This is a genomic window from Arthrobacter sp. 01T419, assembly GCF_056398865.1.
Genome location: NZ_JBFTQF010000009.1, coordinates 185347 through 198546 on the forward strand (window position 1 = coordinate 185347; position 13200 = coordinate 198546).

General features: G+C 65.3%; 11 protein-coding genes. All 11 read right to left on the reverse strand.

Going from position 1 to position 13200, the window contains the following annotated elements; translation table 11 throughout:
* Positions 1–48 precede the first annotated feature (48 nt).
* A complete protein-coding gene (locus tag AC1DLO_RS14890; protein ID WP_476890450.1) occupies positions 49–732 on the reverse strand; it encodes a TetR/AcrR family transcriptional regulator in 684 nt (227 codons plus the stop codon).
* Positions 729–2765, reverse strand: coding sequence for a YhgE/Pip family protein (locus tag AC1DLO_RS14895; protein WP_476890451.1), 2037 nt, complete (start codon positions 2763–2765; stop codon positions 729–731). The genes AC1DLO_RS14890 and AC1DLO_RS14895 overlap by 4 nt, the downstream gene beginning before the upstream one ends.
* Positions 2762–3475: an ABC transporter ATP-binding protein gene (locus AC1DLO_RS14900; protein ID WP_476890452.1), complete on the reverse strand. Its 714-nt coding sequence runs from the start codon at positions 3473–3475 to the stop codon at positions 2762–2764. Before AC1DLO_RS14900 ends, AC1DLO_RS14895 begins: the two co-directional genes overlap by 4 nt.
* 91 nt (positions 3476–3566) lie before the next feature.
* On the reverse strand, positions 3567–4349 hold the full coding sequence (locus tag AC1DLO_RS14905) for an alpha/beta fold hydrolase (RefSeq protein WP_184740892.1): 783 nt from the start codon (positions 4347–4349) through the stop codon (positions 3567–3569).
* Between the two features lie 59 nt (positions 4350–4408).
* Complete coding sequence (locus tag AC1DLO_RS14910; protein ID WP_476890453.1) at positions 4409–5869, reverse strand: dihydrolipoyl dehydrogenase family protein; 1461 nt, start codon at positions 5867–5869, stop codon at positions 4409–4411.
* Between the two features lie 59 nt (positions 5870–5928).
* Positions 5929–6615, reverse strand: coding sequence for an N-acetylmannosamine-6-phosphate 2-epimerase (locus AC1DLO_RS14915; RefSeq protein ID WP_476890454.1), 687 nt, complete (start codon positions 6613–6615; stop codon positions 5929–5931).
* Between the two features lie 79 nt (positions 6616–6694).
* Positions 6695–7678, reverse strand: a complete 984-nt coding sequence (locus AC1DLO_RS14920) for an ROK family protein (protein ID WP_476890455.1) — start codon at positions 7676–7678, stop codon at positions 6695–6697.
* A gap of 627 nt (positions 7679–8305) precedes the next feature.
* A complete protein-coding gene (locus AC1DLO_RS14925) occupies positions 8306–9223 on the reverse strand; it encodes a dihydrodipicolinate synthase family protein (protein WP_476890456.1) in 918 nt (305 codons plus the stop codon).
* 36 nt (positions 9224–9259) lie between these two features.
* Positions 9260–10072 carry an ATP-binding cassette domain-containing protein gene (locus AC1DLO_RS14930; RefSeq protein WP_476890483.1) on the reverse strand — a complete coding sequence of 271 codons (813 nt, stop codon included), beginning with the start codon at positions 10070–10072 and terminating at the stop codon, positions 9260–9262.
* Between the two features lie 2 nt (positions 10073–10074).
* The gene (locus AC1DLO_RS14935) at positions 10075–12231 is read right to left on the reverse strand and encodes a dipeptide/oligopeptide/nickel ABC transporter permease/ATP-binding protein (protein WP_476890484.1); all 2157 of its coding nucleotides are present in this window, start codon (positions 12229–12231) and stop codon (positions 10075–10077) included.
* A gap of 2 nt (positions 12232–12233) precedes the next feature.
* Positions 12234–13190, reverse strand: coding sequence for an ABC transporter permease (locus AC1DLO_RS14940; RefSeq protein WP_476890457.1), 957 nt, complete (start codon positions 13188–13190; stop codon positions 12234–12236).
* Positions 13191–13200 lie beyond the last annotated feature (10 nt).

Consider the following 13200-nt stretch of genomic DNA (forward strand, 5'->3'; position numbering starts at 1 on the left):
TGACCGGCCCGCGTTCCGCGCTCGCAAGGCGCGGCAGTTGCCATACCGTTACCGCAGCACGTAGCCGCGCATGATAGTCATGATGGCCGCGATGCTCTGCTCCCGGGTGCGTTCCGGGTTGTACGTCTGCCGGTCCAGGCCCACCACGAAGATCGCACCGAACATTGCCGCTTCCAAGCTGCCCCGGGCAATGCCAGTATCCACAATGTATGTAGTGGCGACCTTCTCGATCGCCGCGCCAATCACGGCCAACAGTTCGCTGCGGAGTTCGACGAAGAGCTTGCCCCACTCGCTAGGCGTCCGCCAGTTCTCGCTGACCCAAAGACGCGCGAAGGAGGGGTAGTCGTCCATGAAGTCCATGGCTTGGCCGAGCATGGCTTCCATGGCCTCGAGCGGATCGGCGTGCAGGCCCTCGATGGTCTGGAGCCGGCCGAGCATAATGTCGACGCCGTGGCGCAGCAACTGGGCGATCAGATCCGCCTTGCTGCCGAAATTGTAGTAGACCGTTCCCTTGGACACCCCGGCCGCGGCCGCGATCTCGTCCACCGTGACGCCTGCCGCGCCGCGCTCGCCGATCAGTTCCATCGAGGCATCGAAGAGGCGTTGCTTGGTGGCGTTGGTGCGGGCCGGGCGGAGCTTCTTTTCCGGGGCGGCCCCGACAGGTGCCGGGGCCCCCGGGGCGGCTGGCGTCGGGACCGCAGCCCCGGCGGTCCCTGGCGTTTGCATGCTCATACCGCGATCTCCGGCTTCAGGGTCTTGAGGGTCCAGAACTTGTGCTTACGGACGGCCAGGGTGGAAAGCGCGGCTCCCAGCACAGTGTAGCCAAGCAGGCCCAGGACAATCGGCCAGATCATGGACAAGTCCCCGCCATAGATCAAGTGCCGCATGCCCGTCACGACGTAGCCCATCGGCATGATCTCGTGGACCACGTGCAAGGGCATGGGAGTGGTCTGCCACGGGAACGTTCCGCCGGATGACACCAACTGCAGGACCAGCAAGATCAACACCACGAACTTTCCAGGAGTCCCCAGCAAAGCCACGATGCCCTGGATGAGGGCCGTGAATGCCATGACCGCTGCCAGCATGAACAACCACATCCACACCGGGTGCGCCGCGTTGAGGCCAAGTCCCAGGTCCACCACGAGGGTGAGGATGCTTGCCTGCAGCACGGACACGACGAAGAACGGGAGCCAACCTCCGACGGCGATCTTCCACGACGGAGCGTTCGACGCCAAGGCCCGCTGCGTGATGGGACGCATCGCCTGGACCAGCATGAACACACCGATCCAGAGGGAGAGTGTCAAGAAGAACGGGGCGAGGCCGGCGCCGTAGGATCCTGCCTTGGCCTGCGAAACGTTGTTGACCGCAACGGGATCCGCGATCACCTTGGACACCTCGCTCTTTTGGGCGTCGTTCGGGTTCGGGACCTTGCCGGCGCCCTTCGCCAACTCGCCCGCCAAGGTGCGGGATCCGTCCGCGGCCGTAGCGGCACCGCTGGCGAGCTGCGCCGCGCCGTCGTCGAGCTTCGCCGCGCCGTCCGCGAGTGCCGCGGTGCCGTTGACCGCAGACTGCTCGCCCGCCGCCAGGGCGGACGCGCCTGAGCTGAGCTGGTTCGCGCCGGCCGAGGCCTGGCCGATCGCGTCTGTCAGGGCAGGCGTGGCGCCCGCAAGCTTGGCGGCGCCCGCACTGACCGCGGCCGAACCGTCCGAGAGCTGCTGGATCTGGGCGGCATCCGCGGAAATCTTGGCCTTGGCATCTGTCACAGCGGTGGACGCGGCGGCGGTATCGAAGTCCGCCAGGATCTTGTTCGCCTGGTCCTGCGTGATGACACCACTCGCCACGAGTTTCTGGGTGCTGCCTATCACGCGGTCCCGGGCTCCGGCGTCGAACGCTGAAAGCTGCCCGACGACGTCCTGGACTTTCGCGTTCAGCTGCGCGTTTCCGGCGGCTACTTGGGCGGCGCCGTCGGCGAGCTTTTGGGAGTCTGCCGGGAGGGACGCGGTCTTGTTCTTCAGTTCGGTGAGTCCCGCGCTGAGCTGCCCCGCGCCATCGTTCAGCTGATTGGCGCCGTCGCGCAGTTTGTTTTGGCCCGCCAGGAGCTCGGACGCGCCGCTGCTGAGCTTGCTGGTGCCGTCGTGGAGGGTGGCCGCGCCGTCACTGAGCTTGCCGACGCCGTCCGCAAGCTGGGATGCGCCGTCGGACGCCTTGACGATGGAGGCGTGGATGGTGCCGAAGCCCGTGAGGAGTTGGTTGGCGGTTTCCTCACCTACTTCCTTGGCCACGGTGGAGTGCACCGCGGTGGTGAGTTTGTCCACGATGGTGCTCAGAAGGTAGTTGTTCGCGTCGTTGGTGGTGACGTTGAGCATCGCCTGGTTGGCGGCGTCGAAGCTGCCCGGCGAGACCAGGTTGGCGGAAAAGTCCTTCGGGATCTTCAGGGCGAAGGCGTATTTGCCTGATTCAACGCCGGCGTCGGCTTCGGCCGTAGTGGTCACCCGCTGCCAGTTGAAGACGTGGCCCTCCACGAGGCTGTCGGCAACCTTCTGGCCTGCCTGCAGTTCGGGGCCGCTGGCCGGTTTGGCTCCCGTGTCCTCGACCACCAATGCGGCGTCGATCTGGTTGAGGTTGCCGTACGGATCCCAGTTCGCGTAAAGGTACACGGCTCCGTAAAGCAGTGGCACCATGGTCAGGGCGAGGATGGTCAGCTTAGGCAGGAGCCCGTCGGTCATGCGCTTGAGTTCGGAGCGGGCCAGCCGCAGAACAGTCACTTTGCGGTCCTTTGCAGGGTTTCGGGTACTTCTTCGGGATCTTCTTGCGCATTGTCGAGAAGTTCGGCGGGTGCCGCGGCGGTGTGGCTGACCGAATTGCCGATCACGGCGGCCGGGCCGTCCCAGTTGTCCGGGAGGGCAGAAACGACCGCGACGACGGCGAGCGGCCGCCCGGCGTCGTACGCCAACTGCTCAAGCCGAGGGAGCCAGTCCGCAGGGTTCGCGCTGTGCCGGTCGGGGGAATCGAGCACCAGGAGATCGAGGGCAGGGTCCGCGAGGGCCAGGGCGGTCAGCAACTCGAGGCGGCGGTCCGCGGGGAGTTGCTCAATCCACAGCCCGGCGATGTCCTCGAAGCGGTTGACCTTGAGCCATGGCTTGCTGAGGAGGGCGCCACGGTAGCGGCGGGGGATGAGGGAGAGGTCTTCGGTGACGAGGTCGCGGACGCTCAGGTGCTGTTCTGGCTCATTGACGCCGGGGGAGTCAATCAGGGCGCTCGCTGCCCGGACTCTCTTGGTCTTCGCGGAGTTTTCCCAGCTCAGGACGCCCTTGCTGGGCTTCATCCGGCCGCTCAAGGCAAGCGCCAAAGCCGTCCGCTGGTCCTGGCCGTCGCCGCTGACGAGGAGGAGCTCCCCGCGCCGGGCTTCGAGGGACGTGGGAGGCAGGAGATCGTCCCGGCGGCCGTCGATCTGGAGTTGCTGTACGGACAGCACAATTGGACCTTTCGCAGAACCAGTAGTCTGCTCTCAATTGTAATCGAACTGACCGGTCAGTTCAAATAGGTCCTCATGGTCCCCGGGAAAGCTAGGCGCCCGTCTTCCCGGCGCGGCGTACGGGTATGAACGTGCGCGGCGGCCCGTCCGCGGTCAGGAAATTGACAATCAAGCCGGCGAGGAGATCCGGCTGTTCCAGTGGAAGCCCGTGGGACGCTCCCGGAACGACCGCCAATTGGCCTTCGGGCAGGGCTTCGTACAGCGAGACGGTATGGGGCAACGTGACCACGTCGTCATCCCCCACCACGACGAGCGCCGGTTGGGTGATTTGCGCGATGTCGGTGGTGGTAAGCGTCGGCTCCGTAGTGAACATCGCGACACTCTTGCCAAAGACAACATCCAAGTGTTCCGGCCCGTCTGGAGACCGCTCGATATAGGCCTTTCCGAGTTCCTGCGCAATGGGCGATTGCGGGTCCATCTCGAAAGGAACCGTACCGTTGTAGTGATAGTTGGTACCAATGACTACAAGCTTTTGCACGAGTTCAGGCCGCCGGAGCGCAACGAGGAGGGCAACGATCCCACCGTCACTCCACCCCACCAGATGAGCCGGGCCGCCAATGACGTCCTCAAGCACTCTAATCGTCTCGGTGGCCATGTCCGCGTAGTGGAACTCGGCGTCCGTGTCCGCCGTATAGCCGTGTCCGCGACGATCGAAGGCGACCACACGGAACCGATCCGACAGGCCTGGTCCAATGCTTCTCAGCAGATCGTCACTGTTGCTCAGGCCCCCGTGCAACAGCAGGAGCGGCTCGCCGGGACCACCCCGGTCTTCCACCCACGTTGGGTGTCCGTCAACGTCCGTCAGTTCAGCCATGCGGCCATTGTCCTCCCGCGTCCCGGGCACCACAACGGCTCATCGGTTGTGCCTCAGGGTCACAACCCGTACTTCTCCAGCAGCCTCAGCCACACCTCACTGATAGTGGGGAACGACGGCACAGCATGCCACAGCCTGTCCAGGGGGATTTCGCCTACAATCGCGATGGTCGCGCCGTGCAAAAGCTCGGCCACCCCCGGCCCGGCAAACGTCGCACCAACCACCACTTTCCGGTCCTCGTCCACCACCAGTTGCGCCCAGCCCTTGTACTTTTCCGAGTGCAGTTGGGCGCCGGACACATTGATGGGGACCTCCACGGCTGTGGCGTTGATGCCCTTCTGCAGCGCCTGCTTGAGGCTTGGTCCCACGGTTGCCACTTCCGGATCCGTGAACACCACGCTGGGGATTGCAAATTCGTCGGCCGTCTTTGCCTGGGCACTCCAGGGTTTCGGGGTACCGTGCAGGGTTCCCTTGGCCCGGGCCACGATGGCGTCACCGGTAGCCCGCGCCTCGTACTTGCCCTGGTGTGTGAGGAATGCCGATCCCACTGCATCGCCGGCGGCGTAGAGCCACAGCCCGCTGGTGCCGTCGCTTGCCGGGCCCTCGACCAAGCCGCTCGAGTCCGTGGTGAGGCGCAAAGCCTTGCCCTCTTCGGCGTCGAGCCCTACGTTCTCAAGTCCCAAATTGTCCAGGTTCGGCCGCCGGCCCGTGGTCACCAGCAGCTGATCACAGCTGAGGATCGAGCCGTCGCCGAGCGTGACGCCTAACGAATGGTCCTTGTTTTGTTCGACGCGAGCTGTGTCCGTCCCAAGGCGGAGATCGACGCCGTCGGCCCGTAGCCCTGCCGCAACCAACTCGGCGGCTTCCTCGGGGAACGCGCTGAGCAAGCGGCCGCGCGCAACTATCGTGACCGACGAGCCCAAGCGGGCGAACGCCTGGGCAAGTTCGACTCCGGCAACCCCGCCGCCCAGCACCACGAAGCGCGCGGGGATATGCCGGGCAGAGGTGGCGCCTCGGGTTGTCCAATACGGGACGTTGCGCAGGCCATCAATATTCGGGATAACGGGCGTGGATCCGGTGGCTACGACCACGGCATGGTGAGCCTTGAGTGAGTAGCTGTTGCCGTCCTTGCCATCCACGAGGACTTCGCGCGGTCCGGTGATGCGCGCGCGGCCCCGGATGAGTTCGATGCCTGTGTCCACGAGCCACTGCACGGCGCCGTCGTCCTGCCACTTGTTGGTGAAGTAATCGCGGTATTTCAGGACAGGCTCGGCGTCCAGGACCTTCGTGACGGAGTCGGCCGCCCCGGGCACTGACTGGGCTGTGTGCAGGGCGGTTCCAGGCCGAAGGAGCGCCTTGGACGGTATGCAAGCCCAATATGAGCACTCCCCGCCGACGAGTTCAGCCTCCACAATGGCCGCGGTAAGGCCGCCCCGGACCACTCTGTCTGCCACGTTTTCGCCCACCGCTCCGGCGCCGATCACAATGACATCGAACTCCCGGATATTCTCCTCAGCCATGGGAGAAGCCTACGCCCGGACGCAGGCTGGGATCAGGGGGTCAAGGCTTCCAGCAACAGTCAGGCGTGCATGGAGCCCTTGAACCAGCTGGTGATGCTTGCCGGATGCGTGATGGCGGTACCGACGACGACGGCGAACGCGCCGGCGTCGAGGGCCTGGCGGGCTTGCGTTGGGGTATGGATGCGTCCTTCGGCGACGAGTGGCTTGCCCAGTCCGGCGCTGGCGATCTCCGTAAGGAGCTCAAGGTCCGGGCCGTCAGTCTTCGGACGCTCCCGGGTGTAACCGGCCAGCGTGGTGCCAATAAGGTCCGCACCGGCCTCCACGGCGGCCACCGCATCGGCGTAAGAACCGCAATCGGCCATCACAAGGGCATGTGATTCGGCGTGGATTCCATCAACCGTTTGCTTGAGGCTCAAGCTGTCGGGCCGCGCGCGCCGTGTGCCGTCTATGGCCACGATGTGGGCTCCGGCATTCGCGACGGCGAGGGCGTGGCGGAGCGTCGGGGTGATGAAAACGCCGTCGTGCCCGTCCTTCCAGAGCCCGATGACCGGAACCTCGACAGCCGTGCGGGTGAACTGGACGTCCGCGAGGCCCTGGACCCGCACTGCCGCAGCGCCACCGATAACCGCCGACGCCGCCACTTGGCCCGTCGTCCGGGGATCACGCATGGGCTCGCCCGGGTAAGCCTGGCAGGAGACGATCAACTGCGAACGGAGGGCTTCGAGGCCATCGGGGGTCAGGATCATGGAACGTCTCCTTGCGAAAGGTGGTTGAACGGTTGGTTTCGGGTTTTCGGGTTTTCGGGTGCTTGGGTGATTAGGTGTGTCAGTTCAGGACGAGTTTGGCCGCGCCCACAATAGCCGCGGTATTGCCGAGTGCCGCGCGAAGCACGGGAATGTCAGCGAGCGGGACCATGAGTTCCTTGCGCATGGCGCGTTCCATGGGTTTCCACCAGAGATCTCCGGCGTCCGCCAGGCCACCGGAAACCACTACCGTCTCCGGGTCGAGGATGTTGACGAGTCCGCCAATCGCCTGCCCGGCGGCACCTGCACCGACGCCGATTGCCTTGATGGCGGCGGCACGATCGGCGGCGCCGTCTGCAGCATGGTCTGCCGGGCCGCCTACGGAGGCGGCCTGCGCTAAGGCAAACACGTCGCGGGTATCCGGGACATCGGGGGAGCCTCCGAAACGGATGAAGGATTCAAGAATCGCCGGACCGGAGGCGATCGCCTCAACATGCCCCGCACTGCCGCACACGCAGGGGAGTGCTTTGCCCTCGTGATAGGCGTACGGCGAAGCAAAATGCCCCACGTGCCCGCCCACATAGCGGTGCCCCAAAACGGGAGAACCGTCCAGTACAAAACTGCCGCCCACACCTGTTCCGAAAGCCGCCATGAGCGAACTCGAAGACCCCGCAGCTGCCCCACGCCACGCCTCACCCAGGGCATGCGCGTGCACATCGTTGACGGCCCTGACAGCATTCCGGGGGAGCCCCAGCCGATCCGCCAAGCCCACAGTTAGTTCCGTCCCGGCCCACCCCAGGATCGCGCCGGTGGCCGAGACCACGGTCCCGCTCCCGGCATCGATGACACCCGCCGAACCCACGCCAACACGCCCGACATAGATCCCCTCACCCGCAGCCCGCCACATGAGCCGCCCCACGAACTCCGCCGTCGCCTCCAAAATGGACTCGCCACCGTCCCGATTGCGCGTAGGAATTTGCTCCGAAAACAACACCTCCCCATCGGCCCCCACAACCCCCGCGGCAGTCTTCGTCCCACCAAGATCAACCCCGATCACGTGCACCATGTTTTGTCCTCCGGATCGTTCGATTGCTGGGTTCATCGTTGTTGGGTCACGTCTGTGCTGCGGCTGCGTCAGCGCGGACCGTGCGTTTTGTCCGTGCTCAGGTTAGGTGTGGTTGCGGCGGCGCCAAACCGCGGCCTTGCCGGCGCTTAGACACCTCCCGACGTCGCCTTCCGGTCGCTGGGCGACCTTCAGACGACTCTGGTCGGCGATGCGCGCTTACGCAAGACCCCGGCCCGGCGCCTCAGGCGGTCGGCCCAGCTGACGCTGCGACCGTCGTCCGCGGACCGTCCGTCGCTCCGCCCCCGGCGGCACAGTGCGGACCCAAAGTGGACCGCCCCGAAAGGTTCCGCGATCGCCCTAGTGGCGGAGGGACGGTTTTGTGTAGTCCCGCATCGCCGACCAGAGCCGCATGGACGTCGCTCAGCGACTGTAGCGGTGCGTCGGGAGGAAGAGAAGCTCCAGGGGCCCGAGCCGAGCTTGCGAGGCTTGGGGAGGGGCTGAACGCTAAGGGACGGCAAAACTGGTCCTGCGGCACGACCCGACCACGGCAACAGGCTGAGGCGACGTCCGGCAACCCACAAAAGGGTGACCTTCGGGAGCCCGCGTAAGCGAGCCAGCGCCGCCTCCCTAGACCAGGCCGTTGCGCTCGAGGATCGTCCGGATTGCGGCGGTTTCTTCGGCGTTCAGGGAAAGCATGGGTGCGCTCATCGTGTTGGATTCGATGATGCCCATGATTTGGAGGGCTGTCTTGAAGGCGCCCAGTCCTGCTGCGCCGCCGGAGACCCGGCCGTTGGGGGTGTAGACCATGTTGAAGACGTCGGCCAGGCGGTCTTGTTCGGCGGCGGCTGCGGTCCAGTCCCCGGCTTGGGCAGCGTCGAAGAGGCGGCGGTAACCGGCGGGGTCGACGTTGCCGAGGCCGGGGACTACGCCTTGGGCGCCGGCGAGGAGGGCGCCGTCCACGACTATTTCGTGACCTGTGAAGATGTCGAAGTTGGAGATGTCCTTGGCCGCGAGGACGAGTTGGCGGAAGGAGACGTCGTCGCCGGAGGAGTCCTTGACGCCGGCGATGACGCCGTCGCGGCCGAGACGGACCAGGAGGTCGGTGGGCAGTTTGAAGTGGGTGCGGACGGGGACGTCGTAGGCGAAGATCGGCTTGTCTACGGCAGCGTGGATGCTGCGGAAGTGGGTTTCGGTCTCCTGGGCGTTGCCGATGGCGTAGTACATGGAGGTGACCACGATTGCGTCGGCGCCGAGGTCAACCACCTTGCGTGCTTCTTCGATGACGCGGTTGGTGGTTTGCTCGTTGGCACCGACAATCAGGGGCACCGCACCGGCGTTCGCGTCGGCGATCGTGGAGACGACGAGTTCGCGCTCTTCGTTGGTCATGTAGGGGACCTCGCCGGAGGAGCCCAACACGAAAAGGCCGGACACGCCGCCGTCGAGCAGGTGCTTGGTGACGTTCTTCAGGGACGCGGTGTCAACGCGGCCGTCTGCGTGGCGGGGGGTGATGACCGGCGGAATGACGCCCTGGAACTGAGTGAACACAGAAATCTCCGTTGCTTGGATCTGAATGGGAAAAACTTAGGTGTGGAGCAGGCTGGGCGCGGCGCCGAGCAGCTTCTTCGTGTAGTCGTTGCTCGGGTTGTCGAACACCTGTGCGGCCGGGCCTTCCTCCACGATCTGTCCGAAGTACATGACGCAGATGCGGTCGGAGACGTAGCGGACGGTCTGGATGTCGTGCGAAATGAACACCATGCCGAGGTTCAGCTGGGCTTTCAGGTCGGACAGCAGGTTCAGGACTTGGGCGCGGACGGACACGTCGAGGGCCGACGTCGGCTCGTCCGCCACGATGACGTCCGGGTCCAGGGCGAGGGCACGGGCGATCGCCACGCGCTGGCGCTGGCCGCCGGAAACCTGCGACGGCGTGACCTCGGCCGCCGATTGCGGCAAACCGACGAGGGCCAGCAGTTCCTTCACCTTGTCCGAGCGGGACGCGGCGTTGCCGATGCCGTGCACCTGCAGGGGATCGGTGAGGATGTCCTGGATGGTCATGCGCGGATTGAGTGCCGTGGCCGGGTCCTGGAAGACCACGGAGACGGCACGTCCGAATTCCTTGCGCATCCGTGCGTTGCGTTTGATGGCCGGTTTGCCGTGGAAGAGCACCTGGCCCGACGTCGGAGCCTGGAGTCCCACGAGTACTGAAGCGAGCGTGGACTTGCCGCAGCCGGACTCGCCGACGATGCCGACAGTTTCGCCGCGGCTGATGCTGAAGTCCACGCCGTTGACTGCCTTGACGATGTTGGGGCGGAAGATGCCGCCCGTGCGGGCCCGATGGTGGACCTTGACGTCCTTGAGCTCGATGACCGGCCCGGCCGGGATGTCCCGTTGGGAAATACTCACTTTGCGTCTTCCTTCAGGTGGCTGGCCCAGTAGTGGTCCCTGTCCGCTCCGCCGCCGGCGGGTTCAACAACCGCGAGGACCAATTGCTGGTTCGGGTCGGCGTCGGGCCTCAACGAGCGCGCCGCAAAGCGGTCGCCGGGAGCGAAATCGCGCGGCGACGGGACCGTGCCGGGGATCTGGTGGAGGCGGACGGCGTCGGCCTCGATCGAAAGGACTGCGCCCAACAGACCACGTGTGTATTCGTGCCGCGGGTTCTGCAGGAGCTCCGAAGCCTGCGCGGATTCCACCACCTGGCCGGCGTACATCACCGTGATCCGGTGGGCCAGGGAGGCGACCAAGGCGAGGTCGTGGCTGACGAAGACCATGGCGAAGCCGAGCTGTTCGCGCAGTTCATTGAGCAGCTCCACCACCTGCTTCTGGACGGTGACGTCCAAGGCGGTGGTGGGTTCGTCTGCCACCACGATCTTCGGCGAGCGGGAGAGCGCCATGGCGATTAGTACGCGCTGGCGCTGGCCGCCGGAGAGCTCGTGCGGGTAGCTGGCAAGCGTGCGGACAGGATCGAGTTTCACCATTTCCAGCAACTCGGCGGGGGACTTGCGGCCGCCGCGCCTGGTCAGCTGGGTCATTTGCTCCTTGATCTTCATGGACGGGTTGAGCGAGCTCAACGCATCCTGGTAGACCATGGCGATCTGTTCGCCGCGCAGGCCTTGGTAGGCCTTGGGGTTGCTGTGCTTGGACCTTGAATCCAGGAGTTCCTTGCCATCGAAGATGATGGAACCGGTGATCTCGGCGGTCTTAGGCAGGAGGCCCATGATCGCGAGGGATGTGATGGACTTGCCGCAACCGGATTCGCCCACCAGGCCCATGGTTTCCCCTTCGCGGACGGTGAAGGAGACGTTGTCCACGATCGCGGTTTCGACGAAACGGCCGGGGAAGCGGATGGACAGGTTCTTGACTTCCAGCACAGTCCTGGCGTCGGCGGGGACCTGGGGGAGCCGGTCCGTGCGCTTCGCCTCGATGGAAGCCAATATCTCGAGTTCCTTGTCGAGGAGCGCGTGCGGATTCGCTATTGCGAGCCTCGGATTGGTCAGGACACGAGTATCGTTCAGGACCGATGCCGCGTAGTCCTCTTCGGAGAGCGGATCGCCGTTGGCGGCCAGCACGCCGTCGAGCTCGTGCTGTTCCAGGACGGAGGGCTGGGCCACCGACGTCGCGATCTCGGTATCGATAGCGGCGCCGGCCACCGCCGCGCCCGCAAAAGCAGCGGCAGCACCGTCGTCGTCCTTCACCACCGGGGCCTTCCGCAGTTTCGGGTTCACCATGGCGTCGGTGAGGCCCTCGGCGAGGATGTTCAGCGCAAGCACGGTGAGCAGGATGGTGAGGCCGGCGAAGGTGGTTGCCCACCAGCCGCCGGACAGGACCAGGTTGCGGCCGTAGGAGATGACGTTGCCCCACGACGGCGCGGGATCCTGGACGCCGGCGCCGAGGAAGGACAGCGAGGCTTCGAGGATGATGGCGTCAGCCACCATGACCGTGGCGAATACGAGCACGGGGGCCGCGGTGTTGCGGACGATGTGCTTGAGCAGGATGTAGGGGCGGTTTGCACCCATCACCCGTTCGGCGCGGACGTAGTCTTCGCCGTATTGGGCGAGCACGTTGGCGCGGACCACGCGGGCAAGCTGCGGGGTGTAGATGATGGCGATCGCGACGATGATGGTGGGTACCGAGTTGCCGAACGCCGCCAACAGCACGGCTGCGAGGGCGATCCCCGGGAATGCCATGAGGATGTCCATGAGCCGCATGATGATCTCGTTGACGGCCTTGCTGGACGTCGCGGCGAGCGAGCCAAGCACCGCGCCGATGACGATCGCGAGGGCCACTGCACCGAGGCCGATCATGAGCGACGACTGTGAGCCGTAAAGGAGCCGGGAGAAGACGTCGCGGCCGAGGCGGTCGGTGCCGAAGAAGTGGTCGCCGTCCGGAGCTTGCGCCGGAATGAACGTTTCCAAGGGATCATGCGGCGCGATGACCGGCGCGAAGATCGCCGCCAAGGCGATGACCACGAGGAACAAGAGGGCAAAACGCGATCCCCAGGGGAGGGACTTGAAGCGGACGCCCGGGGCGCTGAGCCGTTCAGCAAGTTTGCTGCGTATGGCTATACCGTCCTGATTCGGGGGTTGATGAGCAGGTACAGGAGGTCCACGACGATGTTCACCAGAACGAAGGTGACCGAGATGGTGAGGACCACGCCCTGGACCAGGTTCACGTCCAGATTGGTGATGCCGTTGAGGATCAGCTGGCCCATGCCGGGAAGGGCGAAGATCATTTCAATCACGACGGCGCCGCCCAGCAGGTAGCCCACGCGCAGTCCCAGCACGGTCACCGGAGTCACCAGCGCGTTGCGCAGGACGTTCCGGGAAACCACCTCGCGGTAGGGGACGCCGTTCCCGATCGCGGTGCGGACGTAGTCGCGGTCCAGTTCTTCGACCATGGACGTGCGGACAACGCGGATCAAGGAAGCTGAAACCGGGATGCCGAGCGCGAGGGCCGGGAGCGCCATCGAGTTGAGCCAACCGCCGAAGCCGGACTCCGGCGTCGCGATTCCACCCGAGGGAAACAGCGGATTGTCACCGAGCGCGAACCATTGGATGAGCAGGATGCCGAGCCAGAAGGACGGCGTGGCGATGGCTGCGATGGAGAAGACCCGGACCAGCTGGTCCTGCCACTTGTCGCGGTAAAGGGCGCCGATGATGCCGAAGACCAAGGACAGGACGACGGCGATGATCACGCCGAGGAACGTCAGCTGGAGGGTCAGCGGGAAGGCCGAGGCGATCATGCTTGCCACCGATTTGGACGGCGGGGTGGTCACGCCGAGATCGAGCTGCAGGAGCCTGCCCAGGAAGCGGAAGTATTGGACGAACAGGGGATCGTTCAGGCCGTTGTCCTGGCGGTACTGCTGTTTGGCGGCCTCGCTGGCGCCTTCGCCGAGGGCCGAGCTGGCCTGGTCGCCTGGGGCTGCCTGTAGGACGAAGAAGACCAGCAGCGTGATGCCCAGGATCATCAAGGGCAACGCTGCGAGCCTGCGTCCAAGCAGACGCAATATCATGACCAATTTGTTCTCC